Origin of the sequence: Catalinimonas alkaloidigena, from assembly GCF_029504655.1 — a bacterium.
Lineage (GTDB): Bacteria > Bacteroidota > Bacteroidia > Cytophagales > Cyclobacteriaceae > Catalinimonas > Catalinimonas alkaloidigena.
Map to the genome: position 1 here is coordinate 5,698,557 of NZ_JAQFIL010000001.1, position 15,031 is coordinate 5,713,587.

At 41.6% G+C, this 15,031-nt stretch carries 13 protein-coding genes; 6 read left to right on the forward strand and 7 right to left on the reverse strand.

All coding sequences use genetic code 11. The features are described 5' to 3' along the window. Positions 1-45: 45 nt before the first annotated feature. Positions 46-1,053 (reverse strand): class I SAM-dependent methyltransferase, encoded by a 1,008-nt coding sequence (locus OKW21_RS23175; protein ID WP_277484032.1) that lies wholly within the window; start codon positions 1,051-1,053, stop codon positions 46-48. Positions 1,054-1,178: 125 nt separating this feature from the next. Between OKW21_RS23175 and OKW21_RS23180 the strand changes: the two genes are divergently transcribed. Together OKW21_RS23180 and glmS are read left to right on the forward strand one after the other, a co-directional pair. Then, positions 1,179-2,432 carry a putative sugar nucleotidyl transferase gene (locus tag OKW21_RS23180; RefSeq protein ID WP_277484034.1) on the forward strand — a complete coding sequence of 418 codons (1,254 nt, stop codon included), beginning with the start codon at positions 1,179-1,181 and terminating at the stop codon, positions 2,430-2,432. Between the two features lie 231 nt (positions 2,433-2,663). Then, on the forward strand, positions 2,664-4,511 hold the full coding sequence (glmS, locus tag OKW21_RS23185; protein ID WP_277484036.1) for a glutamine--fructose-6-phosphate transaminase (isomerizing): 1,848 nt from the start codon (positions 2,664-2,666) through the stop codon (positions 4,509-4,511). A gap of 60 nt (positions 4,512-4,571) precedes the next feature. Here glmS and OKW21_RS23190 read toward each other — a convergent pair whose 3' ends face one another. Together OKW21_RS23190 and murB are read right to left on the reverse strand one after the other, a co-directional pair. Continuing rightward, positions 4,572-5,102, reverse strand: coding sequence for a DUF2911 domain-containing protein (locus OKW21_RS23190; protein WP_277484039.1), 531 nt, complete (start codon positions 5,100-5,102; stop codon positions 4,572-4,574). A gap of 103 nt (positions 5,103-5,205) precedes the next feature. Continuing rightward, positions 5,206-6,237 carry a UDP-N-acetylmuramate dehydrogenase gene (gene murB / locus OKW21_RS23195; protein WP_277484041.1) on the reverse strand — a complete coding sequence of 344 codons (1,032 nt, stop codon included), beginning with the start codon at positions 6,235-6,237 and terminating at the stop codon, positions 5,206-5,208. Positions 6,238-6,348: 111 nt separating this feature from the next. On the opposite strand from murB, the gene OKW21_RS23200 reads away from it, so the two are divergent. After that, positions 6,349-6,621 carry a hypothetical protein gene (locus OKW21_RS23200; protein ID WP_277484044.1) on the forward strand — a complete coding sequence of 91 codons (273 nt, stop codon included), beginning with the start codon at positions 6,349-6,351 and terminating at the stop codon, positions 6,619-6,621. Here the strand turns inward: OKW21_RS23200 and cdaA are convergent, their stop codons facing one another. Both cdaA and folP read right to left on the reverse strand, forming a co-directional pair. Continuing rightward, on the reverse strand, positions 6,622-7,575 hold the full coding sequence (gene cdaA, locus OKW21_RS23205; RefSeq protein ID WP_277484047.1) for a diadenylate cyclase CdaA: 954 nt from the start codon (positions 7,573-7,575) through the stop codon (positions 6,622-6,624). Continuing rightward, a complete protein-coding gene (gene folP / locus OKW21_RS23210) occupies positions 7,572-8,348 on the reverse strand; it encodes a dihydropteroate synthase (RefSeq protein WP_277484050.1) in 777 nt (258 codons plus the stop codon). Before folP ends, cdaA begins: the two co-directional genes overlap by 4 nt. A 379-nt stretch (positions 8,349-8,727) precedes the next feature. Here folP and OKW21_RS23215 point away from each other — a divergent pair, with 379 nt between their 5' ends. Both OKW21_RS23215 and OKW21_RS23220 read left to right on the forward strand, forming a co-directional pair. Next, a complete protein-coding gene (locus OKW21_RS23215) occupies positions 8,728-9,840 on the forward strand; it encodes a BT_3928 family protein (RefSeq protein WP_277484052.1) in 1,113 nt (370 codons plus the stop codon). An 8-nt stretch (positions 9,841-9,848) separates the two neighbouring features. Beyond that, the gene (locus OKW21_RS23220; RefSeq protein WP_277484054.1) at positions 9,849-10,379 is read left to right on the forward strand and encodes a shikimate kinase; all 531 of its coding nucleotides are present in this window, start codon (positions 9,849-9,851) and stop codon (positions 10,377-10,379) included. Here OKW21_RS23220 and OKW21_RS23225 read toward each other — a convergent pair. Beyond that, a complete protein-coding gene (locus tag OKW21_RS23225) occupies positions 10,369-11,973 on the reverse strand; it encodes a hypothetical protein (protein WP_277484056.1) in 1,605 nt (534 codons plus the stop codon). The genes OKW21_RS23220 and OKW21_RS23225 overlap by 11 nt on opposite strands. A 104-nt stretch (positions 11,974-12,077) precedes the next feature. Beyond that, entirely contained in the window at positions 12,078-13,361 is a 1,284-nt protein-coding gene (locus tag OKW21_RS23230) for a hypothetical protein (RefSeq protein ID WP_277484058.1), read from the reverse strand. A 144-nt stretch (positions 13,362-13,505) separates the two neighbouring features. Between OKW21_RS23230 and proS the strand changes: the two genes are divergently transcribed. Then, complete coding sequence (proS, locus tag OKW21_RS23235) at positions 13,506-14,984, forward strand: proline--tRNA ligase (protein WP_277484059.1); 1,479 nt, start codon at positions 13,506-13,508, stop codon at positions 14,982-14,984. The last annotated feature ends 47 nt before the right edge of the window (positions 14,985-15,031 follow it).

The window sequence follows — 15,031 nt, forward strand, 5'->3', positions numbered from 1 at the left end:
TTATTCCCTGACTTACAAATACCTAAATTTTGATCAACTCAATTTTTATTTTTTGTTAAGCACAAAATAGACATGAGAGGACTGATTAAAATTTCCCGGCACAAAGCCAGCGATTTTTACTTCTTCTACTTCATATCCATTTTTTTCCAAAAGTGTGGTCCATTCTTTTATACTGCGAAATCCGCAGGGAAAAGCCATCTCAGGCACGCCTACTGCCAGGGCATTGGCCAAAAAATCTATCTGGATGATGCAGTCCTTTTGCGTAGCATAATCAAATTTGAGAAAGTCTGAGAGAGGATACTGTTGGCCTTTCAGTGACTCAAGCTGATGCTGATAATAAGGATTATTTTTTAGTTCGTCTTTTGGTAACATCACATCCTCTTCAATGATCAGCCTCCCTCCATCAGAAAGTGAATGTCGGATATTCTGTAAAAAAACACCCTGAGTTTCATCCGTATTACCTACATGATGGAGTACCGCCAGGCAACTCATCGTATCGTATTTGATTTCGCTAAAAGTGTCTGACTGAGAAAGATCCAGCGTCTGAAAACCGATCTCATCTTTTACAGCTTCAGTACGCCAGTCCATCACATCTATGCCTGCTACTCTCTGGAATGACTCATGTTGGTGTTTAAGAAAAGCCACAAAATCCCCTCCTCCACAACCTATGTCGCAATAGGAAGTACCTTGCAGGTAACCTTTTATCTTTTCGTAGCGTCTACGCAACTTCCGCTGATGTTTATAAAGCTGATAAGCCTGTAAAAATTCGTCAAACCAAATCTCATCACGAGGCTGCTTATTACGGGAAAGCCGGGCAAAAAGAGGAAAAAGCTCTTCGGCTGAACCTTGAATTTGTTTGATCCGCTGAAATGTGGAGTCTACCAGATACTGACATTTATCTATTACTGCTTTTCTATGAATAGATTGAGGATCAGGATGATGTTCAATGATTGCTTCCGCGTAGTTTCTTTTCATGATGGATTGCACAAACTTTCTGGCATCAGTATTGGTAAAAGATTTTAAGAAAGTACGGGCTTCGCTGAGTTTAGCCATATTAAATGTCAATAATTAGGGTAAACAGTAATAATTACTTAATTCAATACATTTAAGTGCGAAAGCACTTCATTCATATTAACTTAACAACAAGTTAGAATCTTTGCTCAAACCACAATTTTTGTATGCATATCATTTTTTTTGATACCCCGACCCTTAGAGATAACCTTAAGCCATTTACGCTTACTCGACCCATAAGTGAAATCCGCTCGGGTATCCTTACTATGGCTCAAAAATGGACCCATCGGCTTAGTCCACACAATCAGTACAGTAATTTTACCGAAGGCTACTTACAGAAGAAGTACCCGCTCCAGGCATCAGGAGCCGATCATCTTCTTTTTATCAATGCTAGTGTCTACCCTGAGGAAGCACTACAGCAGGCAATCACTCAGATGGAAGAAGGTCAAGCTTTAAGGCAGGGAGAACTACTCATCGCAGTTTATACTTCAGCTGATCAGCTTAATGAGATTGGTAATCAGCAGCATGATAGACCTTACAAAGAAGCTTTTGAGGCACTCACAAGTATGCTTTCCCATTGCCAGAATGTTGAATATAATCCTCCGATCCAACAACTTACGCAGCCCTGGCATATTTTTCTACAAAACGCAGCGCAAATTAAAGCCGATTATGAGCTCATTACAAAAAACCGACAGTCAGCTAAACTGGATGATCCCCATACCATCCTATATGGAAAGAAAGAAGACATCTTTATTGAAGAAGGAGTCTCAGTCAGGGCTTCCGTATTAAATGCTGAGACTGGTCCTATTTACCTGGGAAAAAACGCTACAGTTCATGAAAACGCCGTGATCAAAGGGCCTTTTGCCATGCTGGAAGGTTCACATGTAAATATAGGTAGCAAAATCAGAGAAGCGACTACTTTAGGCCCTCACTCCAAGCTAGGTGGCGAGGTGAAGAATGTGGTTATATTCGGTAACAGCAATAAAGGACACGAAGGTTTTTTGGGTAACGCTGTTATCGGCGAGTGGTGTAATTTCGGAGCAGATACTAATGCATCAAACCTGAAGAATAATTATAAGCCCGTCAAAGTGTGGAATTATGGGACACGCAGATATGAAGATAGCGGCGAACTCTTCTGTGGATTGATGATGGGCGACCATAGCAAATGTGGTATCAATACGATGTTCAATACAGGTACGGTAGTAGGAGTATCAGCCAATGTTTTTGGTACCGGCTATCCGGAAAAGTTTATTCCCAGTTTTAGCTGGGGGGGCGTAGGTGAAAGCAGTATCTATCGTATAGAAAAGGCGCTGGAGGTAGCACAGCATGTCGTCCAAAGACGCGGATTACAGCTTTCAGAAGCAGATACTGAAATCCTTGAATATATATATGAGCATCGCCAGGCAGAATGGAAAAAATGAGTACTTCCCTCTCTTTTGCCCTCTGTACTTTATTTCACTTTTTTAACGCATTGATTTCAAAAACCCTTTTCAAATTCAACTTCAGCTGATAAAAGTAGTGAGTAAAACCAACATTCATCTTTTTATTATATCTTTTATGATTTTTGTTAAAACCTCACAAAGATTTCTCGCACTGCTTTTGTAGTATACGTAAAGTATCTTAAGTAAAAACCGCTATAAACTTTTAAACTTATGTGTGGAATTGTTGCCTACATCGGACATCGACAGGCTCATGAAGTTGTCATCAAAGGACTGAAACGCCTTGAATATCGTGGATACGATAGTGCTGGGATTGCCTTAAATAATGGCAGTCTAAGTATATATAAGAAAAAAGGAAAGGTATCCGAGCTTGAGGGCCATTTGAATAACGAGCTTCCTGAAGAGTTGCTCAACAGCCATGTTGGCATGGGACATACCCGCTGGGCTACACATGGGGTACCGAATGACGTAAATGCTCACCCTCATTACTCCGGAAATAGTAAGCTGGCAATCATCCACAATGGTATCATTGAAAACTATGATGCGCTGAAGAAAGAATTGCTTCAAAAAGGACATACGTTCAAAAGTGAGACCGATACTGAAGTACTCATCCACTTCATAGAAGATGTAAAACAGCACAATGGATTTACGCTGGAAGAAGCAGTGAGAATAGCTTTGAAAAGAGTAGTGGGAGCTTATGCTATAGTTATTATGTCAGCAGATGAACCCGAAACACTAATAGCTGCGCGTAAGGGCAGTCCTCTGGTGTTGGGTCTGGGAAAAGACGAGTTTTTCTTTGCTTCCGATGCTACACCTATCGTGGAGTATGCTAATGAAGTAGTTTATCTGAATGATGATGAGGTTTGCGTAGTACAGGCTGGTAAATTTCATATCAAAGACCTGAACGATGTTCCTTCAGACCCTTATATTCAGACCATTGATATAGAACTGGAAGCTATAGAAAAAGGTGGTTTTGACTATTTTATGCTCAAAGAAATTCATGAGCAGCCCAAATCCATTAGTGATTGTCTGAGAGGCCGCCTCAATGCAGAAACTGGCACCTTAATGATGGGCGGTATCCGGGACTACATTGACGAACTCGTCAATGCCAAGCGTATCGTGATTGTGGCTTGTGGTACTTCATGGCATGCCGGATTGGTAGCTGAATACATTTTAGAAGATTTATGCCGTATACCAGTGGAAGTTGAATATGCTTCAGAATTCCGTTATCGTAACCCGGTAATCAATCCTGGAGATATTGTAATCGCCATCTCGCAGTCGGGTGAGACAGCAGATACGCTGGCGGCAGTAGAACTGGCAAAAAGTAAGGGGGCTACCGTATTAGGAGTTTGTAATGCAGTTGGTTCGTCCATTGCCCGGGCTTCTCATGCGGGTTCTTATACCCATGCCGGCCCTGAAATAGGCGTAGCCAGTACCAAAGCTTTCACTGCCCAGCTCACCGTACTTACGATGTTTGCCTTACTCATCGGTAAAAGCAAAGGCACACTCAAGGAGGATGCCTATCACAATTTACTTAAAGAGATGAGCCAGATCCCACAAAAGGTAGAAAAAGCGCTTACGCTCAATGAGCAGGTAGAGTATATTTCGCAGGTATATAAAGATGCACCTAATGCAATTTACCTTGGAAGAGGACATAACTTTCCGGTAGCACTGGAAGGCGCTTTAAAGCTTAAGGAAATATCTTATATCCATGCAGAAGGCTATCCTGCCGCTGAAATGAAGCACGGTCCTATTGCGTTGATTGACGAAGAGATGCCGGTAATCTTCATCGCTACCCAGGATGGTTCTTACGAAAAAATTGTATCTAACATACAGGAAGTTAAGGCCAGGAAAGGGCAAGTGATTGCCATAGTAACTGAAGGGGATACACAGATTGCCGAAATGGCAGATTATGTACTGGAAGTGCCTAAAGCAGATCAGCAGTTGATGCCACTGATATCTGTCATTCCTCTACAGCTGCTTTCTTATCATATTGCAGTACTGAGAGGTTGTAATGTTGACCAGCCTCGCAATCTGGCAAAGTCAGTAACTGTAGAATAATCCGAAATAAAAAACCAGCTAATCAGCATTAGCTGGTTTCTTTCAATATTTAGTTGGTATTTATACTTCAACCGGAATTTCTACCAGAAGGGTATCCCACATCATCATCATTTTGGTGCCCATCTCATTGAACTGGATAGTAAATGGCTCGTATTTTTCTGATCCTTTTTTCACTGGCACATCAAACCTCACCACATCTTTACTTTCATCGTACTCATAAGCTCCCCATAGCCCTAATTCACTGTTCAGAATGATAGTCCATTTGTCTTTTTCAGGAATAGCAAACATAGAATAAGTACCAGCTTCCACTTCCTCTCCTCCTAACTTTACATCTTCCGTCAGGGTAATTTCAGTAGCTTCATTAGCCCCCAATCTCCAGACCTTACCATAAGGCTCCTGCTCACCGATCATTTTCCTGTTACGCAGGTGAGGACGGCTATACACTACTTTGATGTAGGCATCATCTTTCTTCATTTTGGCTATTGCCATTGGGCTGGGCTTGGGTTCCATGGCTTTTTGGGCCAACACATTTTCACACATTAGCGCTACTAACGCAAAAGCAAAAAATGATAATACAATACTTTTTTTCATAGTGTGTAGTCTTTTTAGTTTAATCTTATGATAACCAAATGTAAACAAAAATGTATAAACATAAAGTATTACATCCGACAAAGATAAGCTACCCTAATGTTACTTAAATGATATTGACTTCAGGAGAAATTTCAATGTCAAACTTTTCCCAGACTGAGTCCTTGATCTCCATCGCCAGCGCCCTTACTTCATTACCTTGTGCCCCTCCATGATTTATCAATACTAAAGCCTGCTGACTATGTACGCCAGTATTACCTACTTTTTTTCCTTTCCAACCGCACTGCTCAATCAACCATCCGGCGGGGACTTTCACTTTTTTGTCAGGCAGTTGATATCCCGGCACATGCGGATAAGCTTGCTGTAAGCTTTCAAACTTACTGGCTTCTATTACTGGATTTTTAAAGAAACTACCAGCATTTCCTATTTTGAGCGGATCCGGCAGTTTACTCTTCCTTATCCGAATTACTGCCTCACTCACTTCTTCTATAGGGGTGCGGGCTTCATAGCCTTTCTGGGCACGCATCTCTTTCAGCGTCTCTTCTATGGCTCCGTAAGTTGTATTGACTTCCGGCTGCTTACTCAAGCGAAGGGTAACATGGGTTATGATGTATTTGCCTTTTAGGCTATGTTTAAATACACTTTCCCGATAGCCAAACTGACATTCTTCATGTGAAAACTGTTTTACTTTTCCATCACTCAAATTTACTGCTTCCAGGCATTCAAAGACATCCTGAATTTCCACCCCATAGGCACCAATATTTTGCATAGGTGCAGCCCCTAGCGTACCGGGTATAAGCGATAAGTTTTCTACTCCCCCATAACCACGAGCGATACAATGCAATACAAACATATGCCAGTTCTCACCCGCTCCTGCCCTTACCCATACAAAGTTTTCATTCTCTTCAACTACTTCTATGCCTGGTATATTCATTTTGACTACCAGCCCGTTAAAATTCTGTGTCAGCAGCACATTGCTGCCTCCCCCAAGAATGAATACTTCTTTCTCCCAGTAAAGCTCCTTGCTGATAAGTTCCTTTAAGTCATCTACGCTGTTTATTTCAACAAAAAAGCGCGCAATAGCATCTATTCCAAAGGTATTATAGGGTCTGAGCGAGATATTTTCCTGTATTGTCATTGGGTATGATTATTCATTGTATTGCAATTGTAAAAAATTCGCATCAAGTTTAAGACCGAAAACTTCAAAGTTTAAAATAAACGTAAGTTCTGGAAGGATATCTACCAAAGTATGCAGGAATTTGAAGAGTATTTGAGCAGCAAAAAAATAGACGCCAAAGCCTTTAAGGAAAAGGAAGCTGAGATGTGGAAAGACTGGTGTGCTCTTTTTACAGAAGTGCATCCCAATAGCTTCAGTCAGCAGAAGCTTTATTTAATAAATACCATTAGAAGACGATTTCCGATCAAAGAGAGTGCTGAACTTGAAAAAAAGGGCACAACATCTCAAGCTAAACCTAAACCAAAATTCAAAATCCCGAATCGTCCTAAGAAAAGTAATGAATAACTAGTCCTGGGTAGTCATACTCTCATCTGCAGTTTGTTTGGATTTTTCCTTATCCTTCTCTTTGGTTTTATCTTTATCCTTTTCTTTACCTTTCTCTTTCTTCTCTACAAATGCTTTTTCCTCAGCTTTGGCCTGGTCCAGTACAAACTCTTCTTCTTCTTTCTCTTCGTAGAGGTATTCATTTATTTTTTTCCTTAGCTCTTTTGCGGGAAGGTTATGAGCGATTTCTCCATTACGTACCGCAGACATCTGCCCGGTTTCTTCGGATACCACCAGCACCAATGTATCGGTAATCTCTGTCATTCCGATAGCGGCTCTATGCCGTAGTCCGAATTCAGCAGGCAAGTTATCACGCTCTGTTACCGGTAAAATGCAGCGGGCGGCTTTAATACGATTTTCATGTACAATCACAGCCCCATCGTGCAAAGGGCTATACTTATTGAAGATAGCAAGCAGCAATCGCTTAGAGACTACCGCATCTATTTCGTCACCAGATTCGGCGTAAAACTTTAAAGGAGAACTCTTTGAGAATACGATGAGCGCACCGGTATTGGAACCGCTTAGACTTTTAGAAGCATCTATAATGGGCGTGATGTTGATTTTTCCTTCGTCATCATCTTTTTTCCAAAAATTCTTAAAAAAATTATCTCGGTTGAATGCTGTAGTCTTACCTACCAGTAGAAGAAATTTTCTGATTTCAGGCTGAAAAAGGATCATTACCGCCAGTACACCCACGCTCATGAACTGACCTAAAATAGCAGAAAGCAATTCCATCTGGGCGGCTTTTACCGCCAGATAAATTAAATATAAGGTTAAAAAGCCAAAGAAAATACTCAGGGCTACACTTCCTTTCATTAGCTTGTAGACCTGGTACAAGAGTACACTTACCAGTAAAATATCAATGATATCTACCCAGCTAATTTCAAGAAACCCTATAGAAAAAAGATAAATCAACTATATATTTTTTTTAAAATTTTGATGGTTTGTATTGCTTCTTTTACATCATGAACTCTCAGGATAGAGGCACCATTCATAATGGCTACTGTATTCAGTACTGTAGTACCATTTAGCGCATCCTCAGCCGTGATTCCCAATCTCTTATAAATCATTGACTTTCGTGAGAGGCCGGCAAGTATAGGAACATCCAGCATCTGGAAGTCCTGCATTTTCCTTAACAGCTCATAATTCTGATCAATGGTCTTCGCAAAACCAAAACCGGGATCTATGATTACATCTGCCACACCCTTTTCTCTTAGTACTGTCAGCTTTTTCTGAAAGTAATCCACAATCTCTCCAGTCAGGTCTTCATACTCAGTTAACTCTTTCATTTCCTGAGGTGTTCCCCGCATATGCATCAATACGTAAGGAACTTGTAATGAAGCCACTGTACTAAACATATGGTCATCCAAGTTGCCACCCGAGATATCGTTGATCATGCATGCTCCCGCACCTACTGCTTCTCTCGCCACCTCAGATCTGAAAGTGTCTATTGATATATACGCTTCCGGAAAGAATTTAGATACCAGTTCTATTCCTTTTATTACACGTTTTATCTCTTCTTCTGTGCTGATGTGCGCCGCTCCCGGCCTGGAAGAATAGCCCCCTATGTCAATGATCTTTGCCCCCTCTTTGAGGATAGTCTCTGCCTGATTTAACAAGGAGCTTTCATCTGAAACGTAGCGCCCGCCATCGTAAAAAGAATCGGGGGTTACATTTAAAATCCCCATAACGATTGGGCTACTCAGATCAATCAGATTTCCCTTTAAATTTATGCTTCTTTTAAGAGAAAATATTTTACCTTTTGCTTGTATATTGATCAATTTTCGTACCCAAGTTATTTTATATATCAATTAATTTTGAGAATTCAAAATGTACACGAATATAGTCATGTTGCCAGCGCTTACAAAGAAGTCATTGAAAAGAAAAATACTTAAAGCCAGCTAAGTGAAAAATACCGTTTTTGCGTTTTCTTTTTAGGTTCGTTTAATACGCAACTTTACCTTTTCAAAAAGTAGAAAATCAATAAACCTCTACAGAACTATTAAATGAATAGATGGGGTTTTCTATTTAATCAGTTTAACTTTGTACAGTAGTAAATTATATTTCATGAATATTATTGTCCAGATTTCCCGCTTCCTAGTGGGTGGTTTATTTATCTTTTCCGGTCTGATCAAGATTAATGACCCTGTAGGCACTGCCATCAAGCTTGAAGAATACTTTGAAGTTTTTGCGGCTGATTTTGCTCCTTTCTTTGCATACCTGGTTCCTGCGGCTCTTTTTTTCTCGGTTTTACTAAGTGTACTGGAAGTAGTGCTAGGAGTAGCTGTACTGCTCAATTACCGCATGCGCATCACCGCCTGGATCTTACTGGGGCTGATTGTGTTTTTTACTTTCCTCACTTTCTATTCAGCCTACTTTAATAAAGTTACTGATTGTGGTTGCTTCGGCGATGCCATCAAGCTTACTCCCTGGCAGTCTTTTATCAAGGATATTATTCTGTTGGTACTTATACTACTTTTATTCTTGTACCGCGATCGGGTTGAACCTTTTTTGGATCAGGGAAGGGCAGATATTACTATTGGGGTGGTTGCTTTAGTCAATATCGCAGGAGCGATTATTGCTATTCAACATCTCCCTTACATTGATTTCAGAGCCTACAAAGTTGGGGCAAATATACCCCAATTGATGCAGCCTTCCGCTCAACTGAAGTACAAATACATTATGACCAAGGATGGTAAAGAGGAGGAGTTTATGGATTATCCATCTGATGGTGGTTATGAGTTTAAAGAAATGGTACTACTCAACCCGGAAGCTCAGCCTAAAATCACTGACTATAGTGTGTGGAATCCGGAAGGAGATTTTACCGAACAGACATTTGAGGGTGATAAGTTTATCATTATTATGTACGATGCTCAAAAGGCAGATACAGAGTCGCTGGATGAAATCAAAAGACTAAGCAGTAAACTTCCCGAGCACATTGACCCTATCATCCTCACCGCTTCCGGGGAAACTATTTTTGAATCTTTTCGCCACGAACATCAGTTGGCCCTACCCTACTACTTTGCGGATGCTACCGTGCTTAAAACTATTATCCGGTCAAATCCCGGATTGGTACTGATGCAAGATGGAGTAGTCCTCGCCAAGTGGCATCATAATGATGTGCCTGAAGCTAAAGCAATTGAGCAACTAATCAATAGAGATATTGCCTCCAGTAATTAATCTATGTCATGAAAATTTTTTTAGTGGGTATGCCCGGTTCAGGAAAAACTACCCTTGGCAAACAGCTTGCACGCCTGCTGGACATGCAATTTATTGATCTGGATACTGAGATTGAGCATCTTGCCCGTACCACGATTAGCGAGATCTTTCAGCAGCATGGTGAGGCTTACTTCCGGGAGATGGAACGAGACACTTTGGATAAAGTCATTCATGAACATGAAAGCTTCATAATGGCTACCGGGGGTGGTGCCCCTTGCTTTCATAACAATATGGAAGCTATGAACAGCGCTGGTCTGTCAATTTTTATTGATATTCCTTCTCATGAGATTATTAGCCGTATGAGTAAGAAGGGGATGGCTGACAGGCCCTTGTTCCAGGGGCTGGACACAGAAAATATGGTAGAAGAATTTGACAAAAAATTCAGACCCAGAATTCCTTTTTATAAACAGGCAAAAATAGAAATATCAGGTGATTATGTGACCGCCGAGCGTATCATTCACCTGATATCTCTACAAAAGAAAAAAGATACTAGAAGTTAAAGCCGACAGAGAGGACTACGTTCGTTAAGTTATTATCTGACTGAGGGGTATCATCAATTGAGAAGAAAGAAGCTCCCTGGTAAGGAAAAAAGTCAGTAGAATACTGTGTATTCACTACTGCCAGATCCGCAAAGAAAGAAGGAGTACTGATACCTACTCCACCAGAAAGTACCTGTCGGTCTCTGTCCAGGTTGTCATTCACATACTGCGTAGGATCAGCATACATAGCATAGCCTAAGCGCAGGCGAAAAATATCATACCTGAACTCTCCTCCTACCTTATAATTGATGACAGACTCCATCACATCGTCAATCTCAATATTTACATCTCCGGTATTAAACTCATTTGAGCTAAAGCGATTCGCTGCGTAATTGATATACTCCACGTCGGCAGTAATAAAACCGTATTTTTCAAAGAAATAAGCAAACCCACCGCTGACTTTAGAAGGCGTAGATAAGGTGTATTCAGAAAAGTTTTGAGGGCTTCTTCGTATTTCTTCAGGCCCTCCTGAATCAAAAGGCTCACTATCATCACTTTCTTGTATACCTAGTACTAATGATTCAAGGTTGAAAAAGTACTCTTCTGTAAGGCTGTAAAAGGTCGGTGTCTTGTAAGAAAAGCCTAAAGTAAGCTCGTTGATGGGGCGGTATACAAAGCCGAGGGTAGCATTGATCCCACTGCCGTCTAACCTCAATGTCTCTTCTAAGGTGACATAATCCACATAGTCAATAGACAACTGATTGTCTACTGGAAAGAAGGGAAAACCCTCCGCTACATCATCCTGATACTCCTGGGTATAAATGGGTGTTTCGTCAAAAACACTAACCTTTTCGTAGGTGAAGTTTTTGAACCCTATGCTCGCACCAAAATAAAGCTTATCTTTGTAGTTACCTCCATACGCAAAATTCCATTCACTCTGTCTACCTATTTCTTCCACTCGTCCCTCCTGGAGAGCGATAGTACCGGCAGGGATGGAGGCTACATAAGAATCCTGATCATCCGGATAAGCATTAATCAGGTAGTTTTCATAGGCCGCATCTATATAGCGCGGAAAAAAACCTTCGGCTGCATTGTCCAGCAGAACATCAGCATTATCACCAATGTCATTGGCCTGCAAAGCAAATTCATCAAGCAGTGAAAATGTATTTTCAGCGGGGCCAAAGGTATAATTCACATTGTACGAGTTGGTCTGATTATAGGTGATCGCGAATGAGCCTCCTCTATAATCAGCCGGAATAATATCATCCTTGGTATTATTAATTACCACACCAAAATTGGATACATTAAAATGATTATCAAACGTCTCTGAGTTAACGCCCAGAAAGTTCGTATTGGTGCGGGCATTCTGAAAATTTGGAGAGATCACTGCCTGCGAGCGGTTATAAAATCCTAATCCGGCAGGATTAATAAAAGCTGAGCTCACATCACCTCCGAGGGCAACGCCTCCCCCTCCGATACCCAATATTCGGGCTGTGCCAAGGGGAGCATTTCTGCTGATAAGCAGCGCATCTTCAGCAAACTGTGCATAACTCTCTGCTACCAAAAAGGCACAGAAAATAAAGGTTAATATATAGTGTTTATTAAGATACTTCATAGGTTATTCAAATCGTATTGACAAAAAAATAGTGTAGTAAGATAACGCTCTCACTACACTACATGTTGCCTTCAAAAAAGGTCTTAAACCTTAATCTTAACTATTTATTCACCGCCTCCGCCACGAGAGCTGCGTCCTCCGCTACTTCTGCTGGGAGAAGAGCTTCTGGAGGGTGATGAGCTTCTGTTATAGCTTCCGCTGCTCCTGGATGGAGAGTAAGAGCTATTGCTGCGAGAACGGCTGTTATAGCTGGGAGAAGAACTTCTACTGTTACTTCTTGTGCCATAGTTGCTACGTGAATTGTAGCTGGGGCTAGAAGAATATGTCCTTCTGGAAGGACTTGTACTACGGTAAGAGTTGCTTCTGCTGCTTCTGGTAGCTTCAGTGGCAGAATATGTTCTGCTACCTCTGCTGGCAGGCGTTGAACTTCTGTATACTCTACTTGACTCAGCAGATCCTGCACTTGATCTTGAGCGCTTATAATACTCGTTTTGGGTACGGGTATAATCTCTGCTGCTGGTAGTACGAGAATTTCTAATACTGCTGCGGTCAGAAACGGCTGTTGCTCTGTTCCTGCTGTTGTAAGAACGTCCTAATGCATCACGATTACTTCTGGTATCATATGATGCCCTGCTAGCTCTCTGAGTGCTCCTTCCGGTCGTAGCCAGACGGCGATTCACACCAAGCTCGTTATTATTGATGATCACTACACCGGGTCGGTTGTAATATCCACCGTAAAAGCCATCATAGAAACCGGCATAATAGCTATTTCTAAAGCCCCACGGACTTCCATATCCCCAACCTCTGTAAAACGGATCTCTCCAGGGACGATATGCCCAAGCATTACCAAAGCCCCATCCGAATCCAATGTTGACTCCTACATTCCAGCCCGGGCGACCCCACATGGAAGAGCCCATAAAAGGATCATAGAATGAGCTGTAGAAAGGATCGTAAAATCCACCGTAATAAGGATTCCCAAATGAGCTATAGCCCATGGGCGAACCGTAGAAATTGTTCACAACCTGAGGTTGTCTTTCATTTCCCTCGTAATAACCTTCACGATTATAGTCTTCTACATAATACTCTTCATTCTGCACAGAGTTTTCTTCTACAGGCTGCTGACTTTCAGCATTACTATACTTTGCAATGTACTCAGGGTTAACGTTCTTGGAGGAATAACTTTGCTGGTCGTAGACATAAGATCCCTGTTGGTACTCTGCTTCTTTAGGCTCATTTAGCTTAGTGAATTCTACTGTATTCCTATCGCTGGCCGTAAAGTACAAATCATCGTACTCATTTGATTGAGTAAGCTGATCTGAGGTAGCACAGGCACCTAACAGCGTCAATGCCGCCAGACCAATTGCTAATGTTGTTCCGTAAGTTTTCATAAATATCCTCCTATTTAAACTAATACTCTACAATTATTATACGGCAAAGTACGAAAATAGATTTGTAATAAATATCTTTGCCAGTGCCTAATATACCATTTTCAGGTAAAAATTCACAAATATAGTACCAACAATAAGCATTTCATGAGTAAAGGACTACCCAAAAGAAGCGAAGATTATTCAGCCTGGTATAATGAACTGGTTAAACGTGCAGAACTGGCAGAAACCTCTGAAGTTAGGGGGTGTATGGTCATTAAACCCTACGGATATGCCATCTGGGAAAAGATGCAGGCTCAGCTAGACAAGATGTTTAAAGCGACAGGACATACCAATGCTTATTTCCCTCTTTTTATCCCAAAATCTTACCTGAGTAGAGAAGCAGACCATGTGGAAGGATTTGCCAAAGAATGTGCAGTGGTTACGCATCACCGCCTGAAAAATGCCGAAGATGGAAGTGGTGTAGTAGTAGACCCTGAGGCTAAACTGGAAGAGGAACTGATTGTGCGCCCAACCTCTGAAACCGTGATTTGGAACTCATATCGTAACTGGATACAGTCATACCGGGATTTACCCTTACTGATCAACCAATGGGCCAATGTGGTAAGATGGGAACTCAGAACCCGCCTTTTCCTGCGTACTACCGAGTTCTTATGGCAGGAAGGGCATACCGCACATGCAAACAGAGAGGAAGCGATTGAAGAGACGGTCCGTATGATGAATGTGTATGCTGAATTTGCTGAAGAGCACATGGCTATGCCCGTGATCAAGGGCATAAAAACTGAAAGCGAACGTTTTGCCGGCGCATTGGATACCTATTGTATTGAAGCCCTTATGCAGGATGGCAAAGCCTTACAGGCTGGCACCTCCCACTTTCTGGGGCAGAACTTTGCCAAAGCTTTTGATGTAAAGTTCGCAACTAAAGATGGAGGACTGGAACACGTATGGGGGACATCATGGGGTGTTAGCACTCGTTTGATGGGAGCTTTGATCATGGCACACTCCGATGACAACGGTCTGGTGCTTCCTCCTAAGCTAGCCCCTATACAGGTAGTGATCGTGCCCATCTTCAGAAAGCAGGAAGAATTTGAAGCCATTTCTGAGAAAGCATTAGAAATGAAAGCTAAACTTGAGCAACTTGGAATTTCGGTCAAGTATGATGATCGTGACACACACAAGCCAGGGTGGAAATTTGCCGAATACGAACTTAAAGGTGTACCCTTGAGAATAGCGATGGGACCTCGTGACCTGGAAAATGGAACTGTTGAAATAGCACGCAGAGATATACTCGAGAAGCAGACTCATCAAGCCGATGAGAAGCTCCCTCAGATGATACATGACCTTCTGGACACGATCCAAAAAGATATTTACAACAAAGCATATAGTTTCAGAAAAGAGAGGACGGTACGTGTAGACAGCTATGATGAAATGAAAAAGATTTTGGAAGATGAAGGAGGATTCATCTCTGCGCACTGGGATGGCACCGCTGAGACAGAAACCCGTATCAAAGAAGAAACCAAAGCTACTATACGCTGTATCCCCCTAAACAGTGAAGGGGAAGAAGGTACGTGTATTTACTCCGGGAAGCCATCCTCTCAGCGGGTGATCTTTGCCAAAGCATATTAATCTTGTATATTGAGGAGTTCACTGCAGGCTCTTCAAAATTTTACCAT

Excerpts from the sequence above, each read along its gene's own strand:
- OKW21_RS23175 (WP_277484032.1), bottom strand. The coding sequence starts at position 1,053 with ATGGCTAAACTCAGCGAAGCCCGTACTTTCTTAAAATCTTTTACCAAT.
- OKW21_RS23180 (WP_277484034.1), top strand. The coding sequence starts at position 1,179 with ATGCATATCATTTTTTTTGATACCCCGACCCTTAGAGATAACCTTAAG.
- glmS (WP_277484036.1), top strand. The coding sequence starts at position 2,664 with ATGTGTGGAATTGTTGCCTACATCGGACATCGACAGGCTCATGAAGTT.
- OKW21_RS23190 (WP_277484039.1), bottom strand. The coding sequence starts at position 5,102 with ATGAAAAAAAGTATTGTATTATCATTTTTTGCTTTTGCGTTAGTAGCG.
- murB (WP_277484041.1), bottom strand. The coding sequence starts at position 6,237 with ATGACAATACAGGAAAATATCTCGCTCAGACCCTATAATACCTTTGGA.
- OKW21_RS23200 (WP_277484044.1), top strand. The coding sequence starts at position 6,349 with ATGCAGGAATTTGAAGAGTATTTGAGCAGCAAAAAAATAGACGCCAAA.
- folP (WP_277484050.1), bottom strand. The coding sequence starts at position 8,348 with ATGGGGATTTTAAATGTAACCCCCGATTCTTTTTACGATGGCGGGCGC.
- OKW21_RS23215 (WP_277484052.1), top strand. The coding sequence starts at position 8,728 with ATGAATATTATTGTCCAGATTTCCCGCTTCCTAGTGGGTGGTTTATTT.
- OKW21_RS23220 (WP_277484054.1), top strand. The coding sequence starts at position 9,849 with ATGAAAATTTTTTTAGTGGGTATGCCCGGTTCAGGAAAAACTACCCTT.
- OKW21_RS23225 (WP_277484056.1), bottom strand. The coding sequence starts at position 11,973 with ATGAAGTATCTTAATAAACACTATATATTAACCTTTATTTTCTGTGCC.
- OKW21_RS23230 (WP_277484058.1), bottom strand. The coding sequence starts at position 13,361 with ATGAAAACTTACGGAACAACATTAGCAATTGGTCTGGCGGCATTGACG.
- proS (WP_277484059.1), top strand. The coding sequence starts at position 13,506 with ATGAGTAAAGGACTACCCAAAAGAAGCGAAGATTATTCAGCCTGGTAT.